The sequence below is a fragment of the Actinomadura violacea genome (assembly GCF_017573465.1).
Taxonomy (GTDB): Bacteria; Actinomycetota; Actinomycetes; order Streptosporangiales; family Streptosporangiaceae; genus Spirillospora; species Spirillospora violacea.
In genome coordinates this window covers 36165-48607 of the sequence record NZ_JAGEPF010000003.1, presented here as the reverse complement: position 1 = coordinate 48607, position 12443 = coordinate 36165, and the positions used below count along the sequence as shown (strand labels likewise).

The following is a 12443-nucleotide window of genomic DNA, read 5'->3' as shown; positions in this document are numbered from 1 at the left end:
CGCCGCCATTGCGGACCCGCCGGAACGGAGCGCCACCTCGTATGGCGAGTTCCTCTCTCCTGGCTTGAACGGCGCCCCCAGGTCATGTCGGTCGGCTGGTGGCGAGGACGCAGGCGACGGGCGGGTCGAGGTCGAGGGTTTTGACGCGGATGTGGATGAAGCCGGCTTGCGTGAGCATGTCCTGGAGCTCTTGGGCGGCTCGGGCCGTGGTGTCCCGGGTGGCGCCGGGGCAACGGGGCTGACTGACAAGCGCGATGCGTCCTGCGGGGCGGAGCAGGCCGTGCAGCTCACGAAGCCGCTCCACCGGGTCGGGCCAGAACCCCACGGAGTTGACGGCCAGGATGGCATCGAGCGGATCACCGAAGCCCGGCAACTGCTCCACGGAGGCTTGTGTGAGGTGCACGCGGTGGGCGCGGATGGCGGCGGCATTGCGACGGGCGGCATGCCGGACCATTGCCTGGGAGTGGTCGATGCCGAAGACCTGGCCCCGGGCGGCGCGGCGGGCGAATTCGGAGATGGCGACGCCGGGACCGAAGCCGATTTCGAGCACCCGGTCGGTGGGCTGCACGTCCAGCAACGACACTGCCCAGATGTTGCGCTGCCGGTTGGAAGGGCGAAGAGCGAACATCCAGCCGTTCGCCCACCCGACGACGCCCCGCGGTTGACGGGCCTGGCGCACCAGATAACTGATCGCGCGTTGTTTGAGAGATGTACCTGCCGTCTGCATGATCGCCAGTCAACGACTTCAAGTACGCTTGAAGTCAAATGAGCGAGCAGTTGACGATCGGTGAACTGGCGAGCCGCACCGGTGTCGCCACCTCCGCACTGCGCTACTGGGAGGAATTCGGCCTGCTACCGGCGCCGGCCCGGGTCTCGGGCCAGCGGCGGTATCCGCCATCGGCGGTCGGACTGGTCGGTGTGGTCTTGGCGCTGCAAAATGCAGGTTTCACGTTGCGGGAGGTCAAAGCGTTCCTCGCCTCTCGTTCGCCTGCCGGTGACGGCTGGCGGGAGTTGTACCAGCGCAAGCTCACTGAGCTGGATCAACGCATTGCCCAGGCTCAGGTGGCACGCACCGTCATCGCCCATGGTTTGGCCTGCCCGCACGAGGACATCTTCGAGTGCTCCAACTTCGCCGACGGGGTCGCCGCGCTCCTGGCGGGAGCTTCTCTCGAAGAGGCCCATTCGCAGATTCATACGCACTGACCTGCCTTCGCGATCAGCGTCCTCCTTGCTACTCCCACTGGAACCCGGCGTGCAACACGAACAAGACTTAAGGTGATCAGGTGAGACTGACGCATTTCGGGCATGCCTGTGTACGTGTCCAGGACGGCGATCGGGTGCTCGTGATCGATCCGGGCACCTTCTCCGACGCGCAGGCGGCGCTGTCCGGAGCCACGGCCGTGCTCGTCTCTCATGAGCACCCCGACCACATCGACGTCGAGGCGCTCAAGGCCGCCCGGGCGGACAATCCCGCGCTGACCGTCCACACCCATGCGGCGCTGGCCGAAGAACTCGGCGAGGGAGCGACCGCGGCTGCCGCGGGCGAGACCTTCACCGCCGCCGGCTTCACCGTGAAGGCCGTGGGCGGCGTGCACGCCGAGGTCATCGACGGGCTACCCGGCTGCCCGAACCTCGGTTTCATCGTGGACGGCCTTTACCATCCGGGAGACTCCCTCTTCGTCCCCACCGACGAGGTCGACACCCTGTTGGTCCCGGCGGCCGGCCCCTGGGTGAAGATCGGCGAGGCCATCACCTTCGTCCGGGGCGTCCGACCGGCCCGAGCGTTCCCCATCCACGACATCCAGCTCAGCAAGGTCGGTCTGGAGTACTTCGACGAGTGGCTTGAGGAGGAGACCGAGTACGCCCGCATCCCGGTGGGCGAATCAGTCGATCTCTAGTGCCGCCGGCTCCGCTCCGGTGATGGCGGTGCGTATGAGCGTCGCGGCCGAGTACGAGCGCGCCGTCCGCCTCAACCCACGCCGCGGAACCGGGCGCCTACCGACGCCGTCCGATCTGCGGGAATCGCACCGCCGGCGAGAGGGCCATCCCATGACGGCGCTGATCGTCTTCGTCGTGATCGCGGCGGTCGTGATGTTCGTCCTCGGCTGCATGGACCAGCGGAAGGTCTACCTGCGGACCCGCGGCTGGCAGTACCGCAACCCCGAGGCCCTCGAACCGTCCGACGCCGCGCTGACGATGAGCCGCGTCGGGTACTTCTTCGGCACCGTCGTCCTGCTCGTCCTCGCCCTCGTCCTGAAGTCCGCCGACAGGTCGATGGACTACTCGACCTCGCAGGTCCACTCGGTCGCGTACGCGGCGGCCCGCAGCGTGGAGAGCGGCAGGTCCAGCGGGCTCGGCTCCGCCATCGACGCGTCGTCGAGCGTCTACTCCGCCGTGAACGACGAGGGCAACGGCAAGGTGAAGATCCGCGACGCCGGCGGCGACAAGTACGAGCTGACGAACCGCAAGGGCAGGAACCCCGTCTGCCTGACCGTCACCGTCGACAACGCCCTCGGCCTCGGCAACGGCGAGCCTTGGAGCCACACCGTCACCACGTCCGTGACCGACGGCCCCTGCTGACACCTCCCACGTCCGAGCCCAAGACGTCCTACGCCGGCGCGACCGTGAACACCTGGCCGCCAGGCAGCATGAAGTAGTACGGGTGGCCGGGATGCTCGACCTCGCGGAGGCCGGCGTCCATCGCGGCGCGCATCAGCGCCGCCGGGTCGTCGGCCCGGAGTTCGAGCCACGCGCCGAGCCGAGGCCGGTCGTCGTCGGGCGCCTCGTCGAGAAACTCGACGCTGAGCGCACCGCCGCCGGGGAACCGCGCCACGAGCATCGGCTCGGCGATGCCGGGGAAGTCGACGGTCCGGACCGCGCAGCCGAGCACGCTCTCCAGGCACCGGGCCAGTTCCTCGCGGCGGTGGGGCCGGGCGAAGATGTGCACGTTGCCGCCGAGAGCCGTCATGACCGCTCCGCACTCGAGAGTTTCACCTACAGCAGGACGATAACGCGCAGCGTCCACTGCGGGACGGAGCCCGAGACTCGATGTCCGAGTCGCGGGCACATATCCGGATCGGTTATTGGTCGTAACGGATGGGGCTGTCCAGTTCGGCTTGCGCTTTCCGTTGCGCCAACTTCTACGGTCTCTCGTGAGGCCGGAGGGACCGGCCCGGCGAGGAAGGTGCGGCCGTGGCCTGGTCGATTGCGGACGTGGCTCGGATGTCGAGGGTGACGTCCCGGACCCTGCGTCACTACGACGAGATCGGCTTGCTTGCTCCCGCATACATCGGCAGCAACGGCCATCGCTATTACGAGCAGGCCGATCTGCTGCGGCTGCAGCAGATCCTGCTGATGCGGGAACTGGGCGTGGGGCTGCGGGAGATCGCGCAGGTCCTGCAGCGCCAGGTCGACCAGGTGGCCGCGCTGCGCGAGCACCAGCGCAGGCTGCTGGCCGAGCGGGACCGCCTCGACGTGCTCGCCCGCACGGTCGCCCGCACCATCGCCGAACTGGGGGAGGACGAGGAGACACCCGATATGGGAAAGATCAGCAGGCCGGAGAACCTGTTCACGGGGTTCGACACCGCCCGCTACGAGTCGCCGGCCCGCACGCAGTGGTCCGACCAGGCGCAGCAGTCGGCGCAGTTCGCCGCCACGCTCACCGAGGCCGAGATGGAGCGGCTGCAGCATGAGGCGACCGCGGCGATGGTCCGTATGGCCGAGTTCATGCAGGCCGCCACGCCGGTGACCGACCCGGCGGTGCAGGCCGAGGTCGACGCCCATTACCAGGGCATCAGCCAGATGTGGACCCCGGACGCGGCCGCGTTCAAGGCCCTGGGGCAGTCCTACGGCGACGATGCGCAGTGGCGCGCAGCCTACGACCAGATCGCTGCCGGCCTGGCCGAATACCAGCGGGACGCCATGGCCGCCTACACCGACGCCCGGCTGAGCTGACCGAACACCGGTTGCCGGGGGCTGCAGACCCCAGCATCCACCTCCTTGCCAAGAAGAACGGCAAGCTCAAGGGCAAACTGCCCAAGCCCGCGCGCCGCTCAATCCGCCGCCGCTACGCCACCGGCGAGGTGTCCTTGGCCGACCTGACCCGGGAGTATGGCCGTCGGCCGTTCCATTCACTGTCCTGGTGACGATCAGAGCTGCATGAGCTTGCTGACCAGCGCCGTGAGCTGGGTGCGTTCACTGGTAGTGAGAGGGGCGAACGTCTCTTCCAGGTAGGAGGAGACGGTGCTCTCGGCCCCGGCGAGGCGCTCGTGGCCCTCGTCGGTGATGGTGACGGCGTAGGAGCGGCGGTCGTCGGGGTTGCGTTCGCGGCGGACGAAACCGGACTGTTCCAGGTCGTCGCACACATTCACCATGACGCTGCGGTCGATCCGCAGTTCCTCGCTGAGCACCTGCTGGGAGCAAGGGCCGACGGCGTCGAGCATCTTCAGTACGAGGTGCTGGCCGACGCCGAGGCCGTGCCGGGCGGCGTGGGCGTCGGCGGCGCGGGCCAGGTACCCCGAGGCGCGGCACATCGCGATGTCCGGTCGTTCGGCAGCCAGCGTCGGGAAGTAGGCGGGCCGGGCGGGCTTGGAAGGCATGGGTCTCCTGCGCTGTCGACCCGCGCGAGACTATCAGAACCATCTGCCAGGCGATTGTTTGACAGCAGATGATTTGTGATCATACGGTTTCGTCTCGTTGTAGATCGTCTACTCGAAGACGGAGTGTTCTGGTGGATGCGTTCCGACCGCCGGGCAACGGCGGCCCCGATTCTGCTGGTGCACGATGGTGTTCCTGGACTCGACGGCACTGTCGCTGATCACCACGACGTTCGCCGACGGCCCGCGCACAGGGTTCGACGCGGCGGACGCCGGCGCTATCACCAGCGGCGTCCTGCTGTTGGCCTACGCACTCACCGAGACCAGTTGGCCCGCCGGTGTGGCAGCGCCGGCCTGGGCGTACGCGACGATCGGCTGGCAGTTCGCGGCCGTCCTGTGCCTCCAGGGCGTGCTGGGGTACTCGGCGCTGGACACCGGGCCGGGAATCGTCCAGATGGAAGCCAGCATCGGCGTGGCGCTGCTCGCGGCGATGGTCAGCCCGACGGAGCACCGCGATGACCTTCGACCTGACCCCCGACGAACTGCTGTCCACCACCCGGGCCGTCCGCAAGCGGCTCGACCTCGACCGGCCCGTCCCGCGCCGGCTCATCGAGGAGTGCATCGACCTGGCCACCCAGGCGCCCACCGGACGCAACCGGCAACGCTGGCACTTCATCGTGGTCACGGAGCCGCGCCTGCGCGGCAAAGTAGGCGACATCTTTCGCCGCGCGCTCGCCGCCGCGGAGGGGCAGCCACTGAACGAGCACGACATCCGCCGCATGAACCACGCTCCGCGCTCCACCCAGGGCGTGTTCGACGGGCTACGGCACCTGACCGACAACATCCACCGCGTCCCGGCGTTCGTCATCCCCGCCATCGAAGGGCGCACCGATCACGCCTCGGCGGCCATCCAATCCGGCACATGGGGATCCATCCTGCCCGCGACCTGGAGCTTCATGCTCGCCGCCCGCGCCCGCGGCCTCGGCACCACATGGACCACCGCCCAGGGACCCCTCGAACCCGAACTCGCCGCCACACTGGGCGTCCCCTACAACGACGTCATGCTCGCCGCGTTCATTCCACTCGCTTACACAATCGGCACCGACTTCTCACCCGCGCCCCGCATCCCACGCGACCAGGTCCTGCACTGGGAACGATGGTGAACACCCGACCGCCAGTCCGAGCATCTGCGGGGGCAATGCCGTCGCCGCCGCTCGCCAACCGAACCCATGCCAGGTGGGCGAGGTGATGCTGGACGCGGGCGGGCCCCGACCGAGCTCGGATCGGTCGGGGCCCGCCTGGCCTGGTGCGCGGCCTGGGTTACAGGTCGTGCCGGCCGGTCTTGACCTGGTGGAGCAGGCTGCTCATCTGGTGGATGGTGAGCACCAGGGCGAGTCGGGGTTCTTGGAGTCGCGCGAGCGACCTAGCCGAGGTCCTCGCTGGAGGACTCCACCGTCTGCTTGAAGATGTTCAGTCCGTGGTCCATTCCTGCGCCCATCGCGGCGGTGAGGTCGTCCGGTCGCACGTCGTGGATCCACAGGAACCGGCTGCGGCCCTCACCGTGTGGGACGACCTGCATCGAGGCGTTGTCGTGTTCGGGCTGCGTGGTGCCGCCGATGACCGAGTAGACGAGCCGGCGCGGCTCGTCGTCGAGTGTGATGAGCCGCTCCCGCAGCACTGTTCCGTCGGCGAATGTGACGACCCTGACGTCCGGCTCGTCGAGCCTGCTGTCGGTGACGAAGCCCGGCGCCATCCGGGCGGGCCCGTCGGTGAAGTCACTGATGATCGCCCACACCGCCGCGGGGTCCGCGTCGATGATGATCTCTTTGTGCACGGAGGCCATATCCGTCTCTTCCGTAGTGGTGGGAACCGGTGTCGCGCGGTGGCGAGCGCGTCTACGCGGCGACGACGCAGAACTGGTTGCCTTCGGGGTCGGCCAGCACGACCCAGCCGTCGAAGCGCCGCACTTCGCTCGCGCCAGCGGCCCGGATGCGGTCGACCTCGCCTGCCAGGTCGTCGGTGACCAGGTCCAGGTGGAGCCGGTTCTTGCCGTCCCGGCGTTCGGGGACGGCCTGCAGGGACAGGCCGACCCCGCTCTTGTTCGCGTCCTCCAGGTAGGTGGTGCCTTCGTCCGAGGACGCGACCTGGTAGCCGGTGACCGCCTGCCAGAAGGCGGTGCTACCGGCCAGGTCGTTGGCGTCGATGCAGATGTTGCCGATGCTGATGCTCACCAGCGAGCCTCCCTATCTAACCGACGTATCGGTTACGCCGGTTAGGTAACCTACCATCGCAGATAGTCGGGTAGGGTGCGAGACGTGATGGATGATCCTGCTGCCGAGCCTGTGCCGGACAACCTCACAACCGGGACCGCGCCGATGCCGCTGCGTGTGATCGAGGAGTTCGTCAACACCCGCCGCCGGGACGGCGACGACATCGCGACCCCGCGACAACTGGCGACGTGGTTGCACGCCTGCGGTCTCATGCCGGCCGGGACGGTGGTCAGCGCCGAGCAGCGCGGCCGCGCCGAACGCATCCGCGAGGGACTGCGCGCGCTGATCGCCGAGAACAACGCCGAGCCGGTCACCAGCCCACGCCCGGATGGCCTCAACCCCGCCGCCCGCGCCGAACTCGCCGACCTCACACGCGACTTCCCGCTGATGCTCGACGTGACCGTCTCCCCGCCCCGGCTGGTCGCCCGCACCCGGGCTCCGGTGGAGGCGGCGCTGGCCCGGCTGCTCGCCGTCGTTGCCGAGGCCGTGGCGGACGGCACGTGGACGCGGCTCAAGGCCTGCCGGGAACCGAGTTGCCGATGGGCCTACTACGACCACTCCCGCAACCGGCGCCGGACCTGGTGCTCCATGGACATCTGCGGCAACCGCGCCAAAGCCCGTGCCTCCCACCACCGCAAGTCCGCTGCGCCCTCGACCGGGGGCCGGCCGGCGAACCGATGACGCCGCGCCGTCATGCCGGGCGAAGCATCGGCTCGCGGGACACCCTGACCCGCGGTTTCGTCCGGGTCGGCCGGTGTTCCGATGCGGGGTCCCCCAACGGAACACACCAAGATCACTCAGCGTCAACGGCTGTCCGCTCGAAAGCAGGGCTGAAGCTGCTTCCGAACAGCCGGTCGCGTTGAGAGCTCGAAGCGTGCGAGCGCAGGGGTTGCGTGGCCGGCCCGCGAGGGCGTCGAGCGGCCTCGGCGATCCCCGTCAGCCCGGTAGCCGGACCGGTGCGCTGCTCCGGCCGCGGACGCCGCCGCTGAGTTCGGCGTCCAATGTCTCCTGGGCGACGCGCATGCCCGCCGCGTAGACGGGCTCTTGCAGGCGCTTCCACATCTCTTGTTCGGGGACGTCCTCGATGTGGGAGACCACCCACCAGATGTTGCCGAAGGGGTCCTTGATCCGGCCGCCCCGCTGGCCGAAGGCGTCGGAGGCGACAGGGGTGACGACGGTGCCGCCCGCCTCGACGGCGCGGGCGAACGCCGCGTCGGCGTCGTGCACGAACACGCGCAGGAGGCTCGGCATGACGGGCCAGTCCGGGCGCCGGTCGAAGGCGAGAACGACGGTGTCGCCCACGCGGATCTCGCCGTGGCCGATCAGCCCGTCCTCGGTGGACACCCGGCCGAGTTCGGTGCCGTCGAATGCCTGGGAGACGTAGTCGAGGAAGGCTCCGGTGTCGTCGGTGACGACCCACGGCGCGACGCTGGTGTAGCCCTCGGGGGCGGCGCTGATCTGCTCGGACATCACGATCCCGTTCCCTGGTTGTTCGGCTGTCGAAGACGAACCTAGGCGGGATCTAGGCTTGTTTCGGTCCTAGATGGCGTGCATCCTCTGCCTTATGTCCGGGCCCACTTCGCGGTTGCTCTCGCTGCTCTCACTTCTGCAGACGCCGCGCACCTGGCCAGGGAGCGAACTGGCCGAGCGGCTCGGCGTCACCCATCGCACGGTGCGGCGGGACGTCGAGCGGCTCCGCGAGATGGGCTATCCGGTCGAGGCCGACCTCGGCGCGCACGGCGGCTACCGGCTCATCGCGGGCTCGGCACTGCCGCCACTGCTGCTGGAGGACGACGAAGCGGTCGCCGTCGCGCTGGGCCTGCGCACCGTCGCCGTGCAAGGGCTGCCCGAACTGGAAGAGGCCGGGATCCGGGCCCTGGCAAAGCTGAGCAATGCGCTGCCCACCCGCCTGCGCCACCGCGTCCGCGCCCTGGGCGGCTCGATTTCGGGCTGGATGCCTCCCGGCCGCACCGCCGACCCCGACGTCCTCACCGCTCTCGCCACCGCCGTCGCGGGCGGGGAACGGCTGCGGATGCGCTACCGGGACCGAGAAGGCGAGATGACCACCCGGCACGTCGAACCGCAGCGGCTGGTCAGCGCGCGCCACCACTGGTACCTGTTCGCCTTCGACATCGACCGCCACGCCTGGCGCACCTTCCGAGCCGATCGCATCCAGACTCCGCGCGGCACGGGCGCCCGCACCTCCCGGCAGCTGTCCGAGGAAGACCTGCAAACCCACCTCGCGCGGGCCACCCTGGCCATGGCGCCGGTCCACCGCGCCGACGTGACCCTCCACCTCACCCTCGCCAGAACGATAATCCGGCTCCAGGACCACCTCGGCGACGGCACACTCACCCCCGAAGGCGACCGGACACGATGGCGCAGCGCCTACGACACCGTCGAATGGCTCGCGCTCCGCCTCCTGTCCCTCGACTGCCCCTTCGAGGTCCACAGCCCGCCGGCCCTGCTCGACCACCTCGCCCGCATCCATGAGCACACCCGTAACACCGCGCCAAGAGATGAACCCCTCTCGGACCAAGAGCCCAACAAGGAGGCACCGTGAGCACACTGTTCCCCACCGAGTCTCTGGGCCGTGTCGGCCGCGGCAGAGCGCCGGTGTCCTGCACCGGACGGGTCCAGCCGGGACGACATCGCGCCCCTTGAGATCGGCCGGTACGTCACCGCGCAGATTCCCGGCAGCACCCAGGTCAGCCTGCCGGCCACTGCCCCGGGGAATGTGCACGGATCGTCGCGGCGGAGTACACGGGTTGATGGAGCAGGTGGCGCGGCTCTGCGCAGCAGTTGTGGAGGGCCGGCGGGACGACGCTGCGCGCATCGCCTACGGCCATCTCGGCTCAGCCGCGGAGCAAATGGCAGATGCCGCGCAGGCGGCTGTCGGGGTCAGCGCTCGTCCATGGCGAGCGTGGTCGCTGTCCCCGGCTCGACACGGATCTCATCCGGGCTGAAGGCTGGTGGTGTCATGGACATTCAGGACTCCTTGGTGGTGGGGTCTCCAGCGCGAGGCGTCCGCTGGTGAGCGTGGGGCGCAGCCGTCCGGCCGCGGTCATCGCCGCGATCGCGGTGATGGTCACGGCGCAGGACGCCGCACCGCCCAGCGTCGCCGACCGGCGCGGACCGACCTGCTGCCCGGCCCAGCCCAGCAGTGCGGCGCCGGCGGCGAGGCTGCCGTTTTGGGCGGGCATGAACACGGCCACCGACCGGCCGCGCAGGGCGGCTTCCACGCGCAGCTGGGCGGCCGCGATGGCCTCGACGGGCCCCGAGCGCGAGCGCGGCCCCGGCGATCCGGACGAGCGAGGTGGACGGACGGCCCGCCAGCACCACCGCCGCGAGTACCGCGCCGAGTGCGATGGCGGCGGCCAGCAGGCCGTAGGTCTCGGCCCCGCGATGGAACACCCGCGAGGTGAACAGCGCGAGGATCACTTCGAAGTTGGACCCGAACAGGCCGACCCCGGTCACGATCAACAGCGGCAGGGCGAGCTCGGGTCGCGCCCAGATCCGCCGGAGGGTCTCCGGCAATGGTGGCCCGCGAGGAGGCTGGGTGCAGGAATTAGCGGTAGGCGTTGAGGCGAGGTTCTTGGACTGATCGGCGGGTCGAGGGGCCGGCCGCTGCGTGCCAACCCGGCCCCGGCCGACCGGTGAGGCTGGGTGAGCCAGCCGGCACGGTGAGGCTGGCGGGGCTGCCGGGCCAATGCCGGGTGACGGCATCAGCGCCGGCGCGGCGGGCAACCGAACGCAGCACGACGGCGATGATGATGATGACCATGGCGTCGTCGGCCGTTGCATTCCGTCGACCGGCGGCAGCGGTCCGACTGGGCCCCGGACTCGTGCCTGTTTCCCCGGGAGGGGTCGTGCATCCACGCGGTCGTCACGGTGAGGAAGGCGTGATTGTTTGCCGCTCCCGCTCCCGCCAGTGGCGAGGTGCGAGGCCGGTGTGCGCTGTGAAGAACGTGGTGAAGTTGGCGGCCTGGCTGAACCCGAGGATGGCGGAGCACTCGCCGACGGTGACGTCGGTATGCGCGAGGATCCTCTTCGCCTCGATGATGACGCGCTGGTCGAGGAAGCGCTTGGCGTTGACCCCCGCGGCCGCCATTGTGGCTCGGGAAATCGTCTTGGGGCTGTAGCCGATCGCGGTGGCGTAGTCGGTCACGTGACGCCAATGCTGGAAGTGCTCCTCGACGGCGCCCCTGTAGGCGCGGAACACCTGGTGCTTCTCACCGGCGGTAGCGGGAACATCACCGACGTCGGCTCGGAGGACGAACGCGCTGAGGGCGTGCCTGAGGATGGCGCGTCCCTTTCTTGATGTCGAAGGCGTGCAGGCGCTGGCGTACTCGGCCTGCAGATGCGCCGCCGCAGCGCTCAGCAGGGCCCATTCGTCCTCCCTGAGCCGGCGCGTGCTGTACCAGTCTCCGGCGTGAGGCTCGGCGTCAATGGCGGCCGGGGTGAACAGGACGAGCAGTCCGTCGACGCTGTCGACGTCGCTCCACTGGTGGACCACTCCAGGGCGCAGGTGCACGACGGTTCGCGGCTCGAGCCGATGGTCGACGAAGTCGGCCCGGTGACTCCCGTGTCCCTGGTCCACGACGGCGACGACATGGAAGGAGGGCCGCTGTGGCCGCCGGCGCCGCCCCGAAGGGTCCATCGCGCGGAGCTCGGCGAAGGACAGCAGCTCCACCGGCAGCTGCGCGTTGGTCGCCGGGGCGTACGGCACCTGCCAGACGCCAAAACCCAGTCTCTTTTCCATATGTCGGCGTCTACTTCCCATCTTCTCCCTCTGCAGCCCTCAACCTAGCGTGGACGTGCGGCGATACGCGCCGCCCTGCCCCACAACGAGAGGTTCCGCAGCACATGAGCACCGTGATCGACACCGCAATCGACATGTCAAGCGCGTTCGACAGGCGGCTGAACGACGGCGACCTCGAGGGCCTGCTCTCACTGCTCGCCACGGACGCGGTGAGCCGGACGCCGCAGGGTGAGGTCCTGACCGACCCGCAGGCCATCCGGGACAATCTCGCCGGGATGATCAACGCCGGCGCCCGTCTGCACAACACCCCCCGCCTCGTCCTCACCAGCGACGACGTAGCGCTGCTGCTCATCGACTGGACGCTCGAGTTGACGAACGTTCCGGGAGCGCCCGCGATGACCGGCACCACGACTAACGTCGTCACCCGAGCCGACGCAGCCGAGGGCTGGAAGCTCGCCATCCTCAACCCGCTCGGGACTGCCTGAGCAGCCGCGGCGGCAACGTTCCGTAAGGGGATCCCCACCGGAACACAGCCCAGCCCCGGCGGTGCCCCAGGCCGGGGTGTTCCGTATAGCTGTTCCGCGAACTGTCCCGGTGATGGGGCCTTATCCGGAACACTGAAGGGCGTGAACACCGCGAACGCCCCGGCTCCTGGCGCTGTCCGGGTCGGCCACGCCCGCTGCTCCACCGACGAGCAGGACGTCGTCGTCCTGACCGAGCAACTCCCCGCTCTCGGTGCCCCACAGGATCTGATCTACATCGACCGGGGCTTCTCCGGCACCATCCCGTCGGGAGCGTCCTTGTGACGGCAGAGGC

17 protein-coding genes are annotated in these 12443 nt (G+C 69.3%); 9 read left to right on the top strand and 8 right to left on the bottom strand.

The window, feature by feature from the left end; all coding sequences use genetic code 11:
- Nucleotides 1–82: 82 nt before the first annotated feature.
- On the bottom strand, nt 83–727 hold the full coding sequence (locus tag J4709_RS04650; RefSeq protein WP_208237294.1) for a class I SAM-dependent methyltransferase: 645 nt from the start codon (nt 725–727) through the stop codon (nt 83–85).
- A gap of 38 nt (nt 728–765) precedes the next feature.
- Between J4709_RS04650 and J4709_RS04645 the strand changes: the two genes are divergently transcribed.
- From J4709_RS04645 to J4709_RS04635, 3 genes are all read left to right on the top strand, one after another.
- Nucleotides 766–1203 (top strand): MerR family transcriptional regulator, encoded by a 438-nt coding sequence (locus J4709_RS04645; protein ID WP_208237292.1) that lies wholly within the window; start codon nt 766–768, stop codon nt 1201–1203.
- Nucleotides 1204–1283: 80 nt separating this feature from the next.
- A complete protein-coding gene (locus tag J4709_RS04640) occupies nt 1284–1898 on the top strand; it encodes an MBL fold metallo-hydrolase (RefSeq protein ID WP_208237290.1) in 615 nt (204 codons plus the stop codon).
- A gap of 151 nt (nt 1899–2049) precedes the next feature.
- Entirely contained in the window at nt 2050–2580 is a 531-nt protein-coding gene (locus J4709_RS04635) for a DUF6199 family natural product biosynthesis protein (protein WP_208237288.1), read from the top strand.
- 28 nt (nt 2581–2608) lie between these two features.
- Here the strand turns inward: J4709_RS04635 and J4709_RS04630 are convergent, their stop codons facing one another.
- The gene (locus J4709_RS04630) at nt 2609–2968 is read right to left on the bottom strand and encodes a hypothetical protein (RefSeq protein WP_208237286.1); all 360 of its coding nucleotides are present in this window, start codon (nt 2966–2968) and stop codon (nt 2609–2611) included.
- Between the two features lie 224 nt (nt 2969–3192).
- Between J4709_RS04630 and J4709_RS55415 the strand changes: the two genes are divergently transcribed.
- The gene (locus J4709_RS55415) at nt 3193–3954 is read left to right on the top strand and encodes a MerR family transcriptional regulator (protein ID WP_208237284.1); all 762 of its coding nucleotides are present in this window, start codon (nt 3193–3195) and stop codon (nt 3952–3954) included.
- A 194-nt stretch (nt 3955–4148) separates the two neighbouring features.
- Here J4709_RS55415 and J4709_RS04620 read toward each other — a convergent pair whose 3' ends face one another.
- The gene (locus J4709_RS04620; RefSeq protein ID WP_208237282.1) at nt 4149–4598 is read right to left on the bottom strand and encodes a MarR family winged helix-turn-helix transcriptional regulator; all 450 of its coding nucleotides are present in this window, start codon (nt 4596–4598) and stop codon (nt 4149–4151) included.
- A gap of 512 nt (nt 4599–5110) precedes the next feature.
- Between J4709_RS04620 and J4709_RS04615 the strand changes: the two genes are divergently transcribed.
- Nucleotides 5111–5758, top strand: a complete 648-nt coding sequence (locus tag J4709_RS04615; RefSeq protein ID WP_208237280.1) for a nitroreductase family protein — start codon at nt 5111–5113, stop codon at nt 5756–5758.
- 260 nt (nt 5759–6018) lie between these two features.
- On the opposite strand, the gene J4709_RS04610 is transcribed toward J4709_RS04615, so the two are convergent.
- Together J4709_RS04610 and J4709_RS04605 are read right to left on the bottom strand one after the other, a co-directional pair.
- Entirely contained in the window at nt 6019–6438 is a 420-nt protein-coding gene (locus J4709_RS04610; protein WP_208237278.1) for an SRPBCC family protein, read from the bottom strand.
- A gap of 52 nt (nt 6439–6490) precedes the next feature.
- Nucleotides 6491–6826, bottom strand: a complete 336-nt coding sequence (locus tag J4709_RS04605; RefSeq protein ID WP_208237277.1) for a VOC family protein — start codon at nt 6824–6826, stop codon at nt 6491–6493.
- A gap of 144 nt (nt 6827–6970) precedes the next feature.
- Between J4709_RS04605 and J4709_RS04600 the strand changes: the two genes are divergently transcribed.
- The gene (locus J4709_RS04600; RefSeq protein ID WP_208237275.1) at nt 6971–7546 is read left to right on the top strand and encodes a CGNR zinc finger domain-containing protein; all 576 of its coding nucleotides are present in this window, start codon (nt 6971–6973) and stop codon (nt 7544–7546) included.
- A 255-nt stretch (nt 7547–7801) separates the two neighbouring features.
- Here J4709_RS04600 and J4709_RS04595 read toward each other — a convergent pair whose 3' ends face one another.
- Nucleotides 7802–8335 (bottom strand): VOC family protein, encoded by a 534-nt coding sequence (locus tag J4709_RS04595; protein ID WP_208237273.1) that lies wholly within the window; start codon nt 8333–8335, stop codon nt 7802–7804.
- Between the two features lie 94 nt (nt 8336–8429).
- On the opposite strand from J4709_RS04595, the gene J4709_RS04590 reads away from it, so the two are divergent.
- Nucleotides 8430–9428, top strand: coding sequence for a helix-turn-helix transcriptional regulator (locus J4709_RS04590; RefSeq protein ID WP_208237272.1), 999 nt, complete (start codon nt 8430–8432; stop codon nt 9426–9428).
- Nucleotides 9429–9843: 415 nt separating this feature from the next.
- On the opposite strand, the gene J4709_RS04585 is transcribed toward J4709_RS04590, so the two are convergent.
- On the bottom strand, nt 9844–10107 hold the full coding sequence (locus J4709_RS04585) for a hypothetical protein (protein WP_208237270.1): 264 nt from the start codon (nt 10105–10107) through the stop codon (nt 9844–9846).
- 644 nt (nt 10108–10751) lie between these two features.
- Entirely contained in the window at nt 10752–11627 is an 876-nt protein-coding gene (locus J4709_RS04580) for an AraC family transcriptional regulator (RefSeq protein WP_208237268.1), read from the bottom strand.
- Nucleotides 11628–11731: 104 nt separating this feature from the next.
- On the opposite strand from J4709_RS04580, the gene J4709_RS04575 reads away from it, so the two are divergent.
- Together J4709_RS04575 and J4709_RS04570 are read left to right on the top strand one after the other, a co-directional pair.
- The gene (locus J4709_RS04575; protein WP_208237266.1) at nt 11732–12112 is read left to right on the top strand and encodes a YybH family protein; all 381 of its coding nucleotides are present in this window, start codon (nt 11732–11734) and stop codon (nt 12110–12112) included.
- Nucleotides 12113–12253: 141 nt separating this feature from the next.
- Complete coding sequence (locus J4709_RS04570) at nt 12254–12433, top strand: hypothetical protein (RefSeq protein ID WP_208237264.1); 180 nt, start codon at nt 12254–12256, stop codon at nt 12431–12433.
- Nucleotides 12434–12443 lie beyond the last annotated feature (10 nt).

Excerpts from the sequence above, each read along its gene's own strand:
- J4709_RS04650 (WP_208237294.1), bottom strand. The coding sequence starts at position 727 with ATGCAGACGGCAGGTACATCTCTCAAACAACGCGCGATCAGTTATCTG.
- J4709_RS04645 (WP_208237292.1), top strand. The coding sequence starts at position 766 with ATGAGCGAGCAGTTGACGATCGGTGAACTGGCGAGCCGCACCGGTGTC.
- J4709_RS04635 (WP_208237288.1), top strand. The coding sequence starts at position 2,050 with ATGACGGCGCTGATCGTCTTCGTCGTGATCGCGGCGGTCGTGATGTTC.
- J4709_RS04630 (WP_208237286.1), bottom strand. The coding sequence starts at position 2,968 with ATGACGGCTCTCGGCGGCAACGTGCACATCTTCGCCCGGCCCCACCGC.
- J4709_RS04620 (WP_208237282.1), bottom strand. The coding sequence starts at position 4,598 with ATGCCTTCCAAGCCCGCCCGGCCCGCCTACTTCCCGACGCTGGCTGCC.
- J4709_RS04615 (WP_208237280.1), top strand. The coding sequence starts at position 5,111 with ATGACCTTCGACCTGACCCCCGACGAACTGCTGTCCACCACCCGGGCC.
- J4709_RS04610 (WP_208237278.1), bottom strand. The coding sequence starts at position 6,438 with ATGGCCTCCGTGCACAAAGAGATCATCATCGACGCGGACCCCGCGGCG.
- J4709_RS04600 (WP_208237275.1), top strand. The coding sequence starts at position 6,971 with ATGCCGCTGCGTGTGATCGAGGAGTTCGTCAACACCCGCCGCCGGGAC.
- J4709_RS04595 (WP_208237273.1), bottom strand. The coding sequence starts at position 8,335 with ATGTCCGAGCAGATCAGCGCCGCCCCCGAGGGCTACACCAGCGTCGCG.
- J4709_RS04590 (WP_208237272.1), top strand. The coding sequence starts at position 8,430 with ATGTCCGGGCCCACTTCGCGGTTGCTCTCGCTGCTCTCACTTCTGCAG.
- J4709_RS04580 (WP_208237268.1), bottom strand. The coding sequence starts at position 11,627 with ATGGAAAAGAGACTGGGTTTTGGCGTCTGGCAGGTGCCGTACGCCCCG.
- J4709_RS04575 (WP_208237266.1), top strand. The coding sequence starts at position 11,732 with ATGAGCACCGTGATCGACACCGCAATCGACATGTCAAGCGCGTTCGAC.